General features: G+C 68.1%; 16 protein-coding genes. 10 read left to right on the top strand and 6 right to left on the bottom strand.

The features are described 5' to 3' along the window. Window positions 1–30: 30 nt before the first annotated feature. Both Q7W02_18595 and Q7W02_18590 read left to right on the top strand, forming a co-directional pair. Entirely contained in the window at window positions 31–1,641 is a 1,611-nt protein-coding gene (locus Q7W02_18595) for an ABC transporter substrate-binding protein (protein ID MDO8478168.1), read from the top strand. Window positions 1,642–1,653: 12 nt separating this feature from the next. After that, window positions 1,654–2,436 (top strand): alpha/beta hydrolase, encoded by a 783-nt coding sequence (locus Q7W02_18590; GenBank protein ID MDO8478167.1) that lies wholly within the window; start codon window positions 1,654–1,656, stop codon window positions 2,434–2,436. Between the two features lie 16 nt (window positions 2,437–2,452). Here the strand turns inward: Q7W02_18590 and Q7W02_18585 are convergent, their stop codons facing one another. Then, window positions 2,453–3,346 (bottom strand): TIGR03619 family F420-dependent LLM class oxidoreductase, encoded by an 894-nt coding sequence (locus Q7W02_18585; protein MDO8478166.1) that lies wholly within the window; start codon window positions 3,344–3,346, stop codon window positions 2,453–2,455. Between the two features lie 84 nt (window positions 3,347–3,430). Between Q7W02_18585 and Q7W02_18580 the strand changes: the two genes are divergently transcribed. Both Q7W02_18580 and Q7W02_18575 read left to right on the top strand, forming a co-directional pair. Then, entirely contained in the window at window positions 3,431–4,246 is an 816-nt protein-coding gene (locus Q7W02_18580; protein ID MDO8478165.1) for an alpha/beta hydrolase, read from the top strand. A gap of 28 nt (window positions 4,247–4,274) precedes the next feature. Then, window positions 4,275–5,363 carry a mandelate racemase/muconate lactonizing enzyme family protein gene (locus Q7W02_18575; GenBank protein MDO8478164.1) on the top strand — a complete coding sequence of 363 codons (1,089 nt, stop codon included), beginning with the start codon at window positions 4,275–4,277 and terminating at the stop codon, window positions 5,361–5,363. 792 nt (window positions 5,364–6,155) lie between these two features. On the opposite strand, the gene Q7W02_18570 is transcribed toward Q7W02_18575, so the two are convergent. Further along, complete coding sequence (locus Q7W02_18570; protein MDO8478163.1) at window positions 6,156–6,932, bottom strand: LLM class flavin-dependent oxidoreductase; 777 nt, start codon at window positions 6,930–6,932, stop codon at window positions 6,156–6,158. After that, window positions 6,932–7,726: an enoyl-CoA hydratase-related protein gene (locus tag Q7W02_18565; protein ID MDO8478162.1), complete on the bottom strand. Its 795-nt coding sequence runs from the start codon at window positions 7,724–7,726 to the stop codon at window positions 6,932–6,934. The genes Q7W02_18570 and Q7W02_18565 overlap by 1 nt, the downstream gene beginning before the upstream one ends. A gap of 169 nt (window positions 7,727–7,895) precedes the next feature. On the opposite strand from Q7W02_18565, the gene Q7W02_18560 reads away from it, so the two are divergent. The 5 genes from Q7W02_18560 (at window position 7,896) to Q7W02_18540 (ending at window position 13,367) form a co-directional block, all read left to right on the top strand. Next, window positions 7,896–9,605 carry a thiamine pyrophosphate-requiring protein gene (locus Q7W02_18560; GenBank protein ID MDO8478161.1) on the top strand — a complete coding sequence of 570 codons (1,710 nt, stop codon included), beginning with the start codon at window positions 7,896–7,898 and terminating at the stop codon, window positions 9,603–9,605. After that, window positions 9,605–10,612 (top strand): NAD(P)-dependent oxidoreductase, encoded by a 1,008-nt coding sequence (locus Q7W02_18555; protein ID MDO8478160.1) that lies wholly within the window; start codon window positions 9,605–9,607, stop codon window positions 10,610–10,612. Before Q7W02_18560 ends, Q7W02_18555 begins: the two co-directional genes overlap by 1 nt. After that, window positions 10,609–11,637, top strand: coding sequence for an amidohydrolase family protein (locus tag Q7W02_18550; protein ID MDO8478159.1), 1,029 nt, complete (start codon window positions 10,609–10,611; stop codon window positions 11,635–11,637). Before Q7W02_18555 ends, Q7W02_18550 begins: the two co-directional genes overlap by 4 nt. A gap of 31 nt (window positions 11,638–11,668) precedes the next feature. Then, window positions 11,669–12,667 (top strand): MBL fold metallo-hydrolase, encoded by a 999-nt coding sequence (locus Q7W02_18545; protein MDO8478158.1) that lies wholly within the window; start codon window positions 11,669–11,671, stop codon window positions 12,665–12,667. A gap of 97 nt (window positions 12,668–12,764) precedes the next feature. Continuing rightward, entirely contained in the window at window positions 12,765–13,367 is a 603-nt protein-coding gene (locus Q7W02_18540) for a thioredoxin family protein (GenBank protein ID MDO8478157.1), read from the top strand. Between the two features lie 24 nt (window positions 13,368–13,391). On the opposite strand, the gene Q7W02_18535 is transcribed toward Q7W02_18540, so the two are convergent. Next, complete coding sequence (locus Q7W02_18535; protein MDO8478156.1) at window positions 13,392–14,681, bottom strand: LLM class flavin-dependent oxidoreductase; 1,290 nt, start codon at window positions 14,679–14,681, stop codon at window positions 13,392–13,394. Window positions 14,682–14,807: 126 nt separating this feature from the next. On the opposite strand from Q7W02_18535, the gene Q7W02_18530 reads away from it, so the two are divergent. Then, complete coding sequence (locus Q7W02_18530; protein ID MDO8478155.1) at window positions 14,808–15,440, top strand: ABC transporter substrate-binding protein; 633 nt, start codon at window positions 14,808–14,810, stop codon at window positions 15,438–15,440. A gap of 30 nt (window positions 15,441–15,470) precedes the next feature. On the opposite strand, the gene Q7W02_18525 is transcribed toward Q7W02_18530, so the two are convergent. Next, window positions 15,471–16,109: an FMN-binding negative transcriptional regulator gene (locus Q7W02_18525; GenBank protein MDO8478154.1), complete on the bottom strand. Its 639-nt coding sequence runs from the start codon at window positions 16,107–16,109 to the stop codon at window positions 15,471–15,473. A 5-nt stretch (window positions 16,110–16,114) separates the two neighbouring features. After that, on the bottom strand, window positions 16,115–16,783 hold the full coding sequence (locus Q7W02_18520; protein ID MDO8478153.1) for an ABC transporter substrate-binding protein: 669 nt from the start codon (window positions 16,781–16,783) through the stop codon (window positions 16,115–16,117). Window positions 16,784–17,173 lie beyond the last annotated feature (390 nt).

Here is a 17,173-nt window from a genome sequence, read left to right as displayed (position 1 = left end):
CCGTCGTCGCCCCTGTATGTGGAGGACACCATGAAAAAACACACGATGCTCCCGCTCGGCCTCGGCCTCGTCATGCTCTTTGGAACGCTCTGCGTGGGGGCACCAGCCGGCGCCCAGACACCGAAACGCGGCGGCATCCTCAACGCGATGCTCGCCGAAGACCCGCCGGGGCTCTCGATCCACGAGTCGGCCACGATCTCCGGCGTGTGGCCGGTGGCGCCCTGCTACTCGAACCTCGTCCTCTTTGATCCCTTCAAGCCCCTGGAGACCGCGGAGACGGTCATTCCCGAGCTGGCGGAGCGGTGGTCGTGGCAGGACAACTACCGGAACCTCGTCTTCTTCCTGAGAAAGAACGTGCGGTGGCACGACGGCAAGCCCTTCACGTCGAGGGACGTCAAGTACACGTTCGACGTCGTCCGCGAAGCGCCGGACGCGCCGACCAAACTCCGCCTCAGTCCACGAAAAGACTGGTACGCCAACATCGAGGCCATCGAGGCGCCTGAGCCCTACACGGTGATCTTCAGGCTCAAGCGGCCCCAGCCTTCGCTCCTGCTCATGCTCGCCTCCGGCTACTCGCCGGTGTACCCGGCCCACGTCCCTGTCGCCGACCTGCGTCAGCGCTGCGTCGGCACGGGGCCTTTCAAGCTCAAGGAGTACGTCCGGGGCCAGATGATCGAGATGGAGCGGAACCCCGACTACTTCGTCCCGAACCGGCCCTACCTCGACGGGATCCGCTACCCGGTCATCACAGAGCGGGGCACCCGGCTCGCAGCGCTCCAGGCCGGACGGCTGGACACCTCCGTGCCGCTCGAGATGACAAAGCTCATGGCGGAGACGGCGAAGAAGAACGTGCCGTCGCTCGTGGTGAGTGTGATCGGCCAGAACGGCAGCGACAACGTGGTCGTGAACCACAAGCGCGCCCCATTCGACAACCTGACGATTCGGCGCGCGATCAGCTATGCGATGGACCGGCACGCCTACGTGCAGGGCGTCCGCCAGAACGGCGCCGTGGTCGGCGCCGCGCTGATGCCCAAGCCCTTCGACGCGTGGGGCCTCCTCGACAAGGACCTTCGGACGCTCCCGGGCTATCGCGGGCCGGAGCAGGACAAGGCGGAGGCGAAGCGGCTCCTGGCCTCCGCAGGCTACGGCCCCGGCAAGCCGCTCCGCGTCGAGCTGGTCACGCGGGCGTTCGCGATCTACATAGACCTGGCCTCGTTCGTGGTGGACCAGCTTCGGCAGGTGGGGGTGGAGGCGACGCTCAAGCAAATCGAGACGGCCCAGTTCTTCCCTGCCCTCGCCCGGCGCGACTACCAGATCGGCGCCAACCTCACGGCGTCGGGCATCGACGACCCCGACGGGTTCCTCTACGAGAACTACCGGTGCGGCTCCTCGCGGAACTACACCGACTACTGCAGCGAGGAGATGGACAAGTTGATCGACCTCCAGTCTCAGGAGCTGGACCGCGCCAAGCGGCTCACGCGCGTCTGGGACATCCAGCGGAAGCTCGAGGCCGACGTCGCACGGCCCATGCTGGGCTGGCGCAACGAGTACTTCACCCAGTGGCCCTACGTCAAGAACCTCGTCCCCCACAACTCGCTGTACAACTACGGGCGGATGCAGGACGTCTGGCTCGACAAGTAGGAGGAGGCCATCATGCCTACGATCACCCACAAGGGCGTCAAGCTGGCCTACGAGAGCCGGGGCAGGGGCAAGCCAGCCTTCGTCTTCGTGCACGGCTGGACCTGCGACCGGTCGTTCTTCGCCCCTCAGGCGAAGCACTTCGCGCGGCGCCACCGCGTGGTCTCTCTCGACCTGCGCGGCCACGGCGCAAGTGACAAGCCCCAGGGGCCGTACCCCATCTCCGCCTACACGGACGACATCGCCTTCCTGATCGGCAAGCTCGGCCTCGGCAAGGTCGTCGCCGTCGGTCACAGCATGGGCGGCATCACGGTCCTCGACCTGGGCGCCTCCCATCCGGACAAGGTGGCCGCCATCGTCATGGTCGACCCGGCGCCATTCGTCTTTCCTCCCGAGCTCAAGGCCGGGGTCGGAGCCATGGTGGCGGCCATCGAGGCGGGCAACCAGGAGCCGCGCCGGCAGTTCATCGCCAACAACCTCTTCATGAAGACCTCGGACAAGCGGCTCGTCAAGCGCGTGCTCAAGGTGATGATGGCGTCGCCGAGCTACGTCGCCGCGAACGCGATGAAGGGCATCCTCGCCTTCGACGGGCCGGCGACCGCGGCGCGCTGCAAGGTCCCCGCGCTCCACCTGTGCGCCACGCCGCCGCTCAACCCGCCGCATCTCATGTCGGGATGGCTGCCAAACGTCGTCAACGGCTGGACCGTGGGCGCCGGGCACTTCAACATGATGGAGGTACCCGATCAGGTCAACGCGATGATCGGCGCATTTCTGCGCCACCACGTCGAGCCTCGCTGAAGGAGCGCGGCCCCGCTCAGGCCCTGTCCACGGCGGGGCGGATGGTGCCGGTGACGAGGTCGAGGAGCTCGAGCATCTGCGTCAGGTCGTCGCGGCGGAAGTCGATCATGACGTGGCCCAAGCCGAGGCGCTTGTACTCGCAGAGCTGGTCCACCACTGCCTGATTCCCCTGGGCGAGGAGCTCGGCCTTCAGAGAGAGGCGGATCGAGAGCGCGATGCTCTCGAAGGGGCGGCGCGCCGAGTCGGCGACAGTGCGCAGTCGGCCCAGCGCCTCCTTGAGCTCAGCCGGAGTCTTCGACGTTGCGTGCCAGCCGTCTCCCAGCGTGACGACGCGCCGGAAGGCACCCGGGCTGTCGCCGCCGACCCAGATCGGCGGGTGCGGCTTCTGCACGGGCTTGGGGGCGAAGCCGATGTCGCTGAAGCGGAAGTACTCGCCGGCGAAGGACGGGTTGTCCTCAGTCCACAGCGCCTTGAAGACGCGCAGCATCTCGTCGGCCTGCCGGCCCCGCTCGTGGAAAGGCGCGCCCAGGATCTCGAGCTCTTCCTTCCACCAGCCGACACCCACGCCGCAGATGAGCCGCCCGTTCGACAGCGCGTCGATGCTGGTGAGCATCTTGGCCATGACGACGGGATGCCGGTGTCCCAGGATGAAGACCGACGCGCCGAGCCGCGCGCGCGACGTGCAGACGGCGGCGGCGGCGAGGGCGACGACGGGCTCGAGGTAGGCCTTGTCGGGCGGATGCGGGAAGCGCCCGCCGGGGTAGCTGCCCGTCGCCTTCCTTGGGAAGATGACGTGGTCGCTGACCCACAGCGACGCGATGTCGCGCTTCTCGGCCTCGCGCGCGAAGGTCATCAGCGCGTCCCGCGTGGCCACGGGCCCCTGCGTCGGAAGGTGGCAGCCGATATCCATGGGGCCAGATATTGCGCCGGCGGCGGGCCCGCGTCAAGCGATGGAGAGGGGCCGCCAAGCCTGCTATCATGCCGGGCGGACCCGATGAATCTCCTTCGACCGCTGGATCGTCACCTGGTCGTCAATGGCCTGCGGCTCCACGTCCTGGACTGGGGCGGTGGCGACCGCACGCCGCTGGTGCTCCTGCACGGCTTCACGGGGAACGCGCACGCCTGGGACACCCTCAGCATCGCGCTGCAGCCGCATTTCCACGTGTACGCGGTCGACCAGCGCGGCCATGGCGACAGCGATCCGGCCGAGGTCTACAACGCCATCGTGGCCTTCGACGATATCTCCGGCGTCGTGGATCAGCTGGGCCTCACCTCGTTCGTCCTCATCGGGCTCTCGATGGGCGGCCGGAACGGGATGTACTTCACGTCAAAGCGGCCCGACAGGGTCCAGAAGCTGGTCATCGTCGACATAGGTCCCGAGATCAGCAAGCGGGCGGCTCAAGCTCCGGCGGGGCCTCCCGAGCCCGACACGTGGGAGAGCATCGAGCAGGCGGCCCAGCATCTCTACCGCGGCAACCCGTATCCCGGGATCCACTACTATCGCTGGGTCGCGTCGCACAGCCTCCGGCAGCGCCCCGACGGCGCGATCGTGTGGGCCTGGCACCCGAGCGTGAAGGAGCGGCGCTCCCAGCCGGATCTCGACTGGTGGGGCGTCGTGCGCTCGATCACGCCGCCGACCCTGGTGCTCCGCGGCGAATCGAGCCCCATCCTCGACCGCGAGGTCGCCCTACGCATGGCTCGAGAGCTGCCGCACGGCCGCTTCGTCGAGATCCCGCGGGCGGTCCACACGCTTCACGAGGACAATCCCGAGGCGGTCCTGGCAGCGTTGAAGGACTTCCTGGCCTTCTGACCCTGGATCGACAAGAGAGGCTCCGCCGATGAAGATCACCCACGTCACCACGCGCGTGCTGCGCACGCCGGCCGATAACCCGCTCGTCGTCGGCCTGCCCGAGCCCACCGACACGCGCGAGTTCGTCACGCTCGAGCTGGGCACCGATCAGGGCCTGGTCGGGCTCGGGCTGACCTTCTTCGGCGGCGCGCTGACGCCGGCGCTCAAGGCCGCCGTGGATGCGCTCGCGCGGCTCATCATCGGCGACGACCCGACGCAGGTCGAGGCCATCGCCGCAAAGCTCAGACGCGCCGCGGGCAGCTCGGGTTCCGGCGGCATCTTCTCGCTGGCGCTCTCGGCCGTGGACATCGCGTGCTGGGACCTCAAGGGAAAGGCCGCGGGCAAGTCGGTCTGCGCGCTGCTCGGTGACCTGCGCGATCGCGTGCCGACCTATGCGAGCGGCGCTCTCATGCGCCAGCACCCGGTCGACTACCTCGCCAAGGCGGGACCGCGGCTGGTGGACATGGGCTTCAGGCAGATGAAGATGCAGTGCGGGAGCGAGGCGACGATGGCGGCATCCGTCGAGCGCGTGCGCGTCATGCGCGAAGCCGTAGGCCCCGACATCGACCTCATGTGCGACATCAACCAGCTGTGGAGCGTGCACCACGCCATCGACGTGGGGCACCGGATCGCCCCATACCACCTCTTTTGGTTAGAGGATCCGACCGCCCACGACGACTATGCCGGCCTCGCGCGCGTGGCCGACGCCCTGGTCACGCCCATCGCTGCGGGCGAGTACCACTACGGCATCGTGCCCTTCCGTCACCTACTGGAGGCGCGCTCCGTCGACATCGTGATGATCGATCTCCTGCGGGTGGGCGGCATCACGCAGTGGATGAAGGTCGCCGGCATGGCCGAGGCATTCAACCTGCCCGTGGTGAGCCACCTCATCCCGGAGATCCACGTCCACCTTGTGGCCGCTATCCCCAACGGCCTCACCGTCGAGTACATGCCGTGGACGCTCCGGCTCTACGAGGAGACGCCGGCGATGGAAGGCGGACATCTGATCGTGCCCAAGAAGCCGGGCCTCGGCCTCGCCTTCGACCAGGCGGCGATCAAGCGCTACCAGGTGAGCTGAAGCCGCCGCATCCAGAAGACGTCAGGAGTCTTTCGCTTCTCGGGCCACGCCAAGGCAGAGATGGCGAAGGATCAGCTGACGACCCAGGACGCGCTGAATGTTTTGCGAGCCGGTGTGGTTGAGCCCTCGGAACTCGTGAGCGGCTCCTGGCGACACCGCGTCAAGACCAACCGAATTTGTGTGGTCGTGACCCTGCCCTCCAAAACGGAGGCTATCGTGATAACGGCCTGGAGGATTGGACGATGACGACGTGTGTCGACTGCGGTGGCCCTGTAAAGACGAGGCTGGAGAAGAACTATCGCTACCCGGAGTGCGGCCTACCAAACGTTGTCGTGGGCGGCGTCGAAATCACTGAGTGTCGACGCTGCGGAGAGACATACACGGGGATCCCGGCTATCGAAGGGTTGCATCGCGCTATCGCGGCGGCGGTCATTTACAAGAAGGGACGGCTCGCGCCGCAAGAGATCAAGTTCCTTCGGAAGTCCCTCGGCTGGTCGGGCGTCGATTTCGCCAAACACATGGGCACCTCCGCAGAGACGGTGTCACGCTGGGAGCATGGACGCGCGCCGATGGGGTCCGCGTCCGATCGGCTTCTATGACTCCTCGTGGCAAAGGAAACACCCGTCACCGGGTATCAGGTCGACGTGCTTGCGCAACTGGCGGCTGACGACCGGCCCGCTAAGCCCGTACGACTGCGGGTCGCGCGGGGCCCCAAAGGCTGGAAATTCCAGCCAGGTCCGGCGCTCGTGGAGGTCTCAAGATAGCCGTGGGGAGCCGACGCCTTTCTGACCGCTACACCGGCTTCGCGGCCCGGAGCAGCGCCAGATTGTCCTCGACGGTGTCGTCGCCGGTGATGGCCCGGAGCACGACCTCGTCCACCACACCATGCCACTTCCCGAGCGCTTTCGGGATCTCGTCCACCTTCTGCGCGGCGATACACGTGTCGACGGGCTTCACCCCCATGCGCTCGAAGTGGGCGCCGTAGGCCGGGATCGCCGCGTAGCGACCGCCTTCCTCCGCGAGCTTCTCGCACGCCTTCCCGCCGAGGGCGAGACGGACGTAGGCGAAGAGCGTGGGCGGCTTCCTGCCCGCCGCCTGGGCACCTTCGCGCACCCAGCCGGCCGAGACGCGCGCGTGCTCGGGCGTCAGCCAGTTGAAGAGCACGCCGTCGGCGATCTCCCCCGCCAGGCGGCACATCTTGGGGCCGAGCGCCGCCACGATCACGCGCGTCTTGAGCTGTGACTTCAACGCCGCCACGCCGTCGCGCACGCGGCCGAGGGAATTCGGGTTCGGGCTGCCCACGCCCAGGAGAAGGCGCTCGAGCGGCAGCGCGGTGACCCGCACTCCCTGGACGATCGCCTCGGGTCCCCGCGTGTGGAGCGGAATGACGCCGATGCCGAGCTCGATACTCTTCGTCTCACGCGCCCCGAAGGCGAGCGCGGCCAGCCCGTCGAAGGAGCCGGGATGGTTGACCCAGAAGGAGCTGTACCCGAGCGCCTCGGCTTCCCGCGCCGAGGCGCGGATGATCTCGGGAGTGGAGCCGGCGAACAGTGCGAAACCGCGTGCCATCACACCCTCCTTTTGCGGAAACGGGAAAAGTCGGGCTTTCGCTTCTCGAGAAACGCCCGCGCGCCTTCCTGCTGCTCTTCCTTCCAGAACTCCGGTGTGACGACCAGACGCCGGACCGCGTCGCCCTGCCCGAGGATGTGGTCGAACTCGGCGACGAACGATGCCTTGAGGATCCTGAGGCAGGTGGGCGACAGGGCCAGCAGCTCCTCGCACCAGCGCCCGACCTCGGCGTCGAGCTCGGCCAGCGGCACGACCGCGTTGGCGAGGCCCCAGTCCAGCGCCTGCTTCGCCGTGTAGCGCCGGCAGAGCATCCACATCTCCCGAGCGCGCTTCTGCCCGATCACGTGCGCCAGATAGTTCACGATCGGCCCTCCGGCCGGGCTGCCCACGCGCGGGCCGTTCTGGCCGAAGACCGCGTGGTCGGCGGCGATGGTGAAGTCGCAGAAGTACGCGAGGTGGTTGCCGCCGCCGATCGAGTAGCCGTTCACCCGCGCGATGACGGGCTTGGAGCAGCGCGACACGGTCACGTGGAGCATGTACGGCTCGAGCACCTGCCGCTCGAGCCCGCCTTCCTTTTCCCAGTTGACGTCGCCGCCCGCGCAGAACGCCTTGTCGCCGGCGCCCGTGAGCACGACCACGCCCACCTCGTCGTCGGCGTTGGCCTCCTCGAACGCGAGCGTCAGCTCCTTGAGCGTGTCGCCCGTGAACGCGTTGTACTGCTTGGGCCGGTTGATGGTAATCCGGGCGACGTGGTTCTTCGTCACGTACAGGATGTCCTTGTAGTCACGCGGCACGATAGGGCTCCTTCCGGAGGGAAAGGGTAGAGGCCACCGCGACCTTATCCCGGACGGCAATGGGACGCAAGCCGGACCGGTCTCCGGGGTCCTTGACCGCTTGGGCGCCCGGCGCTAAGCTCGGCAGGCTTTCGCCCCTTACCCGTTTCCGCGTAAAGGAGAGCCCGAGATGCAGAAGCGAGCGGCAGTCGAGAGCACCGCCGAAGCCTATCTGGAGCTCCTCGCCGCGCGCGGCGTCGAGTACCTCTTCGCCAACGCCGGGACGGACTTCGCGCCCCTCATCGAAGCGTACGCCAAGCGCGACGCGCAGGGGCAGGCCGCGCCGCGGCCGATAACCGTCCCGCACGAGGTGCCCGCCGTCGCGATGGCTCACGGCTACGCGATGGTCTCGGGACGGCCCCAGGCGGTCATGGTCCACGTGATCGTGGGCGCGGGCAACGCTATCGGCGGCATCATCAATGCCGCGCGCTCGAACGTGCCGATGCTCTTCAGCGCCGGAAGGAACCCCATCACCGAGGCGGACCACCCCGGCAGCCGCGACCGGCCCATCCACTGGGCGCAGGAGTCCTTCGACCAGGCCGCGATGGTCCGCGAGTTCGTCAAGTGGGACTACGAGCTCAGGAGCGCTTCCGACCTCGAGACCGTGGTGGACCGGGCGCTGACGTTGACGCAGGCCGAGCCTCAGGGGCCGGTCTACCTCACCCTGCCCCGCGAAGTGCTGGCGGAGCGCCGGGAGGCGATCGAGTACGCCGATCCCGCCCGCATGGCCACTCCCGGGCCGCTCCTTCCCTCTCCCGAGTCCGTCGCGGAGGCGGCGCAGCTTCTAGCGTCAGCGCGGAACCCGCTCATCATCGTCAAGGCGGTGGGCCGCGATCCGGGCGCCGTTCCCGCCCTCGTGGCGCTGGCCGAAGCGCTCGGCGCGCCGGTCTTCGACCAGTTCCATACCTACGTCAATTTTCCCCAGGACCATCCGCTTCACGGCGGATTCGACGTCATGCCCCATCTGGAGGAGGCCGACGCGATCCTCGTCGTCGAGTCCGACGTGCCCTGGCTCCCGGCTTTGAAGCGGCCGCGGCCAGACGCGCGGATCGTCCACCTCGGCGTGGACCCGCTCTTCTCCCGCTACCCGCTCCGAGGCTTCCCCACCGACCTGGCCCTCGCGGGCACTCCGCGCCTGGCGCTCCTGGCGCTCCGCGACGCCGTCGCGCGCTGCGTGGATGCCGGTGCCGTCGCGGAGCGCCGGAAGCGCTGGGAGGGCCTACACGCGCGCCAGCGTGATGCCGCGGCGGCGCGGGCGCGCGCCGTGGAGGCCGACTCGCCCATCGACATGACGTGGCTCTCGCGCTGCGTGGGGGATCTCGTGGATGACCGGACCATCGTCGTCAACGAGTACGACCTCGACGCGACACAGGCGTGCTTCCGGATACCTGGAACCTATTTCGCCGCGCCGCCGTCCGGAGGGCTCGGCTGGGGACTCGGCGCCGCGCTCGGGGCCAAGCTGGCGGCGCCGGACAAAACGCTGATCTGCTGCGTCGGCGACGGCGCTTACATCTTCGGCGCGCCCACCGCCGCTCACTTCGTCTCGCGCGCCTACAACCTGCCCGTCCTCTTCGTCGTCTTCAACAACCGCACCTGGAACGCGGTCAAGCGCGCCGTCCAGTCCTTTGCCCACGACGGCTGGGCCGTCCGGACCGGCTCCATGCCGCTGACCGCGCTCGAGCCGGCGCCCGACTACGAGCTGGTGTGCCAGGCATCGGGCGGCCACGGCGAGCGGGTCGAGGACCCCGCGCAGCTCCCCGACGCCCTCAGGCGCGCGCTGCGCATCGTCAAGGAAGAGAAGCGCCAGGCCCTCCTCAACGTGATCTGCAAGAAGCCGTGATGAAGATCCTCGCCACGGGACCGAGCGGCCCGACCGAAGAGCTCGATCCGCTACTCGAAACCGGCCACAAGGTCATCATCGGCCGCCCGCTCGACCAGCCCGGCCGGCAGGCCTACACGGAACCGGAGCTGATCGAGGGTGCCCGCGGCGTTGACGTCATCCTCGCTTCACACCTCGAGACCATCAGCCGGGGGGTCCTCGAAGCCGCGCCGGACCTCCGGCTCGTCATCGTGCCCTTTATCGGAACGGACAAGATCGACCTCGCCGCGGCCTCGAAGCTCGGCGTCCTCGTCGCCAACAGCCCGACGCCGGAGAACTTCATCGCCGTCGCGGAGGCGACGATCGGTCTCATCCTGATGCTGCTCAAGCGCATCAAGCACAACGAGGCCAAGCTCCGCCGCGGGGAGTGGGCCCAGCGCCAGGACCGCGGCGAGTTCCTCTTCGGCAAGACGGTCGGCCTCGTCGGCCTCGGCCGCGTGGGCTCCCACGTCGCGCGGCGGCTCCGCAACTGGGACGTGCGCCTCCTGGCAGCCGATCCCTATGTGCCGGCGGCCCACGCTGAGGCCCTCGGCGCAACGCTGGTGGACCTCGCCGCATTGCTGGGCGAGTCGGACATCGTCTCGCTCCACGCTTCCCTGACCGAGGAAACGCGGGGGCTCATCGGCGAGAAGGAGCTCCGGCGCATGAAACCCGGAGCGCTCCTCGTCAACACGGCCCGCGGCGAGATGGCCGATGAGGAAGCCGTAGCGCGGGCGCTCGGCGAGGGCTGGATCGCCGGCGCGGCCATCGACGCGTTCGTCAAGGAGCCGCTGGGCCCCGGGAACCCGCTCCGCGGGGTCGATCCCGAGCGTCTCATCCTGACCCCGCACAACGTCAGCCACAGCGAGGCGGGCCGGCGCGCCAATCTCCGCCTGGCATTCGAGCAGATCCTCGCCGCCGGTCGCGGCGAGGCGCCCGCCCACTGCGTCAACCCCGAGGCGATCCCTCGCTGGAGGATCAGGCGATGAGCCAGCTTTCCATCCCCGTTCTCGACGCCGACGGCCACGTCACCGAGTCGTACCAGCAGATCGCGAAGTACCTCGACGAACCCTGGCGCCGGCGCCCGCTCACCTTCCCTCTCTATACTGCCGACGGGTGGGACCGGCGGCTCGTCGACAAATTCCATGACTGGGCGGGCACGGCCGACGAGTGGCTCCGCGCGCTCGACAAGGGCGGCATGGAGCTGTCGGTGCTCTACCCGACCCTCGGCCTCTTCATGAGCTTCGTCAAGGATCGCGACTGGGCCGTCAGGCTCTGCCGCGCCTACAACACGCTCATGCACGAGGAGTTCATCAAGGTCAGCCCCCGGCTCCAGGCCGTCGCGCTCCTGCCCGTGCAGGATCCCAAGGCCGCCGCGCTCGAGCTGCGGCGCGCCGTCAGCGAGCTGGGCCACGTCGGCGGGATGCTCGCCGCCGACGGCAACCACCTCCTGGGCGACGAGCGCTTCTTGCCCGTCTACGAGGAAGCCGACCGGCTCGGCGTCATGCTGGGCATACACGCCTCGGGCTCGCATCTCGGCGGCGCCGGCGTGGACCTGTTCCCGAAATTCATCCAGGCCCACACCTGCTCCCACGCCTTCGGTCAGATGCGCCAGCTCACGTCCGTCGTCTTCGAGGGCATCCCCGAGCGCTTCCCGCGCCTGCGCCTCGCCTTCCTCGAGGCCGGCTGCGGCTGGGCCCCGTACTGGATGGAGCGCATGGACGACGAGTACGCCAAGCGCGCGGAAGAAGCGCCGGCGCTGCGCAAGCGTCCGAGCGAGTACATCCGGAGCGGATCCATCTACTTCTCCTGCGAGGCGGACGAGTGGCTGCTGCCGCAGGCCGTGAAGCTCTGCGGCGAGAACCAGATCGTCTACGCGTCCGACTTCCCCCACTGGGACCACAGCTACCCGGGCTCGATCGACGAGATCAAGGACCGCGGCGACATCACGGATGCGCAGAAGCGGAAGATCCTCGCGGACAATACGCGCCGCCTCTACGGCCTCAAGCCCTGAGCCAACCCCCGGAGAGGGAGAGACCCGATCAATGGACTGCTGCGGCCACGAGGGGCCGGCGAAGGGCGACGCAAAGTTCGACTTCAAGAAGATCGCCGACGGCGTGCACGTCGCGGTCGCGGCGCCCGCCTACAAGGTCAACTGCAACACCGCGATCATCGAGAGCGACGACGGCGTGGTCATCGTGGACACGCACTCCAAGCCTTCGGCGGCGCGCGTCATCGTCGAGGGGCTGGGCGACATCACCAAGAAGCCCGTCCGCTACGTCGTCAACACGCACTTCCACTGGGACCACTGGCACGGCAACGAGGTCTACCCCGCCGCCTACCCCAACGCCGAGATCATCACCAACCAGCTCACGCGAGAGGCGATGGTGCGGAAGGGGCTCAAGCGCATCCAGGATCACGTCCGACAGGTGCCGGGCGAGATCGCAAAGCTCAAGGCCGACCTCGCCGCGGCCGCCACCCCCGGAGAGCGCGCGCAGCTCCAGGCCGACCTGGGCCACGCCGAGTCGTACCTCGCGGAAGTGACGGCCCTCAAGCCCACGCTCCCCACCATGGCCTTCGAGCGGACGATGAAGCTCTACCGCCGCGACCGCGAGATCCATCTCCTCTGCCTCGGGCGCGCCCACACCGAGGGGGACGTGTTCGTGTATCTCCCGAAAGAAAAAGTGGTTGTTACGGGCGACGCCGTCATCGGCTGGACGCCCTTCATGGGCGACGGCTACCCCGAGGACTGGGTGACGACGCTGGACCGTCTCGCCGAGCTCGACTTCACCCAGATCATCATGGGCCACGGCGAGCCCGCGGGCCGCGACTGGCTCCGCACCTTCCGCGGCTACGTCCACGACATGGTCGAGGCCGTCAGCGAGGAGGCGGCCCGCGGCGCCACGCTCGAAGACGTCCAGCGGCGCGTTCCGGACCGGCTCGCCCCCACGTACGAGAAACCGTTCTCCACGTACGGCGACTACAGGCCCTGGCGCGCGGGCCTCCTGCGCAACATCGAGCGCACCTACGCGATGGTCAGCTGAGGCGCCCGCCCGAGATCGAGCAGGACGCGCGCCCCGGGGTGTACTATCAGGGCCTCGGACGATGCAATCCAACCCTCAGAACCAAGGAGACGACGACATGGCGCAAGTGAAAATTCCCCTGGACGCGCAGCGCTTCGCCAAGGGCATGACCTGGAAGGACTACCTGGCCCAGATGGGAGACACCCGAGCCCGCACCGAGGAAAACTACACCAAGGCCTCGCTGACGGCCGAGGAGAAGCAGTTCTTCAGCGCCTTGGGCCAGGTCAAATCCATCCTCATGCTCGCCGAGAACTGGTGCGGCGACGTCCACCGCAACTCGCCGATGATCGCGCGGATCGCCGAGGCGATGCCGGGCTGCGAGCTGCGCGTGTTCCTGCGCGACCAGAACCCGGACCTGACGGACTGCTTCCTGAACAACGGCTACCGGTCCATCCCCATCGTCGCCTTCTTCGACAAGGACTGGAACGAGATCGGGCGCTGGATCGAGCGCCCGGGCGCCGCCACCCAGCGGGCGTTCGCCATCCGCGCCAAGACGCTCGAGGTCGCGCCGCAGGACCAGCAGGAGGCGGCGATGGCGGAGTTCCGGAAGCAGATCCAGGCCGCCTACGACACCGCTCCCGACAAGAGCCTCTGGCGGGACACGGCGAAAGAGGTGCGCGGCGTGCTGGAGACGCGGCTCGGGCTCGTTGCCAAGAAGTAGCCGACCGGCGAGATCGCCGAGCGCTCAGCTTCGCTCGGCGATCTCGCGCATCTTGCGGAAGGTCAGATAGCGGAGCCGGTTCGCCTCCGGCATCTTGGATATGTCCACCTCGGCCACCGTCAGCCCGTAGGCCTCGTAGGTCGGGATGTCGCGCTCGGCGAGCGACGGCATCGACTTCTTGCGCTCGAACGCCGCCTTGATGTACGGCGCCAGCCCCTCCATCTTCCGCGCCTGCCGCGCGGCGTCGCGCTCCTTGAACTCCGGCATCACGTCGCGCGCGAACAGCTCGAGCGACTCGCAGATGTGCTCGTGGCGGTTGTTGCCGCCCTGCTGGATGAAGATGGTCTGGTCGACGCCGTTCGCCTCGAACTGCCGCAGGCTCGCCGTGAGCTGCGCCGGCGTGCCGATGCAGCCCGTCCCGCCGCCGAGCACTTCGAGCCCGAGCTGCTCGCGCACGGCAATGAACTTCTTCCAGATGTCCGTCCGCCCAGGCGTGTGCTTGCCGAAGCTGTAGTGGTGGCCGAGCGCGAACTGGAAGAAGCGGAAGCCGTCCGTGCCGCGCCGCCCCGCCTCCTCGGCGTCCGAGTGGCACGAGAAGCCCGTCACCATGGCGACGTTCGGGTTGACGCTGTGGCCGATCGGCACGCACTCGCGCTTGAACGTGTCGTAATAGTCCGCGATCCAGTGCGCCGCCTCCGCGGGGTCGATGAACGCGAAGGTGAGCGCGCCCATCCCGAGCTGCGCTGCCAAGTGGATGGTCTCGCGGTTCGAGCACGCGACCCAGAGCGGCGGGTGCGGCTTCTGGACGGGCTTGGGCACCACGTTGCGCACGGGCATCGCGAAGTACTTGCCCTGGTAGCCCGGGTACGGGTCCATCGCGAGCATGTTCGCCACCTGCTCGGTGGTCTCGCGCCACATCGCCCGCCGCTCGGCCGGGTCGATGCCGAAGCCTTCAAGCTCCGCGCGCGATGCCGACTCGCCGGTTCCCCACTCGACGCGGCCGTTGGAGACCAGGTCGAGCGTGGCCAGCCGCTCCGCCACCCTCGCGGGATGGTTGTACGCGGGCGGCATAAGGGTGATGCCGTGCCCGAGACGGATCCGCTTGGTGCGCTGAGACGCGGCGGCCAGGAAAACCTCGGGCGCCGAGGAATGGGAATACTCCTCGAGGAAGTGGTGCTCGACCTCCCACGCGTAGTCGATGCCAAGCCGATCGGCCAGCTCGACCTGGCTGAGGGCGTCCTGGAAGAGCGTGAGCTCGCCGCCTTCCGGCCACGGGCGCGGGAGCTGGTGTTCGTAGAAGATGCCGAAGCGCATTGCTCCCCTCCTTTCGCCTGCGTCGGACCCGCGCTGGGACAGTACCATAACGCCCGCCCGCTCAGCGCCAACGGAGGCGCGACAGTCGCGGTCGTGCGACAATACCACTATGACTGAGACGGCGGCATGAGCGGGCATCGATTGATCCCCCTGCTAGCGGTTTTTGTGCTGGGCCTCGCGTCGGATGCTTGGGCGGGCCAGCCGACGGACCAGCTGCGCGCCTACACCGACCAGGTGCTGAAGGTCCTGCAGAATCCCGCGCTCTCGCTGCCGGAGCGGCGCGAGGCGGTCAAGCACCTCGCCGAGGACGTCTTCGAAGTGTCAGAGACGGCCAAGCGGGCGCTCGGCCCGCACTGGCTGCAGCGGACTCCAGCCGAGCGCGAGGAGTTCGTGAAGCTCTTCGCGAACCTGCTCGAGCAGACGTATATCGCCAGGATCGACGAGTTCGGCGGGGAGAAGCTCAGGTACGTGAGCGAGCAGATCGACGGCGACCGGGCAATCGTCCGGGCGCGCATCATGACCAAAAACGGCACCGAGGTGCCGGTCGAATCGCGGCTCCTGCGAAAGGAAACCCGCTGGCTGATCTACGACATCCTCGTCGAGAACCTGAGCCTGATCTCCAACTACCGCTCGCAGTTCGATCGGGTGATCCGAACGACCTCGTACGAGGAGCTGGTCAAGCGGCTGAAAACCCGGGGCGAGTTCCTCAGCGACAAGGCGATCAAGACCCCGCGACGGGACGGTCAGGGCAACCGCTAGCCGGCCGTCTCACGGCGCCGCGGCCTCGCGCTACGAGCCCGCGGTCTTCTTCACCAGGCCCGACATCACCTGGGCATCGCTGTCGTTCATCTCACGCAGGCCCGTCACGACCCCGTCCAGGTCCGCCGACGGCCTGTTCTGGCTCACCTTCCACTTGCCGACCAGCCGGGTGAGCGGGATCTCGATTCCGACGATGGCGCCCAGCATCTGCTCGACGAAGTCGGCGGGCGCGTCCGTGACCTTCCACGGCTCCGCCCTGCCCGCTTCGTAGCGGTTCGTGAGCCGCTCCACCAGCCCCCGCAGCCACGCGCGGTCTTCGATGATCCGCATGGGGCCGTACGCGTGGACGACGATGTAGTTGTACGTCGGCACGACCTTGCCCGTCTCCCGCTTTGTCTGGTACCACGAGGGCGAGATGTACGCCTGGGGCCCCTGAAAGACAGCGAGCGCCTCGACGTCTCGTGAGAAGTCGCGCCACACCGGATTGCCGCGCGCCACATGGCCCCGCAGCGTCCCGAACGGAGCCGGCCCGGGGTCGAGCTCGAGGGGGATGTGGTTCGCGTTCAGCCCGTCCGAGCCGAACGTTACCAGCGCGGCCAACGAGTGGTCGCGGATCAGCTGGTGAAGGACTTCGGGCCGTGTCTCTTCGAAATGCGACGGGACGTACATGCAGGCTAGGGCGACTCGTGCGGCTTCACCGCCGCGGCGGTCGGCGCGACCGGCTCCGTACGCCCCGCCTCCCGCGCCCCGGGGCGCTCGTCCTGCTTCGCCTTGAGCTTGGCGACGAGGTCGGGGTAGCCCGAGCGCTGGATGACCGCGTTGAACTGGGTGCGGTAGTTGCCGATGAGGCTGATGCCCTCGATGCTCACGTCGTAGACGGCCCAGCGCCCGCCGTTCAGGAACATGCGGTAGTCGATCGGGATCTCCGTCTCCTGCTTCGTCACGATCCGCGTCTTGACGACCGCGAGGGCGCCGTCGATGAGGTCGCCGGGGTACTGGATCTTCTCCCCGGAGTAGCTCTCGATCTTGGTGATGTACGCGTTCTCGAGGAGATCGCCGAAGAGCGCGACGAACTGCTCGCGCTCGGCGGGCGTGCGCGCCTGCCAGTGGCGCCCGAGGCCCCGCTGCGAGATCTCGGTGAAGTCGAAGATCTGGTTGACGACCGCCCGGATCCTCCTCCGGCGCTCGGCCGTCCTCGCCTCCTTCTTGAGCTCGGGATCCGTGACGATCTTCAGGACGAGGTCGATCGACCCGCGGAGCTGGTCGGTGGGGACGCCGGCGACAGCGTCGCGCGCCACGAGAAGCGCCAGCATGGCGGCGAGGGCAATGAGCGCGCGGGTCATAGCGGGGTCATCTTATACCGAAGGGCGACCCGAAGCCACACGCTTACAGCCCGTAGAGCTCTCTCGCGTTGTCGCACAGGATCCGGGGCCACAGCTCACCGGATCACCTCGTCCGCCCGCCCCAGCAGGGACTGGGGAATCGTCAGGCCGAGTGCCTTCGCCGTCTTGAGTAGGGTCGAGGACTGGCGCAAAGCTCCGTAGGCTCCCCTTGGCTGTGTCCGCCGTTTCCAGCTTCGTGCCCGTGTAGGTTTCGCCGTAAGCCGTTTCCAGCCCCCGCCACCTCAAACCCGGCGTGCCGGTTTCCGGCACCGGGCTTTCCTGGGTGCTTCGCGTCATGGGTTATGTGACCTATCGGCTGGGAGCACTTTCAGGCCTGGCTCAGGTACCGCA

This window comes from Candidatus Rokuibacteriota bacterium (genome assembly GCA_030647435.1).
Taxonomy (GTDB): Bacteria; Methylomirabilota; Methylomirabilia; order Rokubacteriales; family CSP1-6; genus AR37.
Note: the sequence above shows the minus strand (reverse complement) of the source record. Positions and strands in the feature narration are given on the sequence as shown.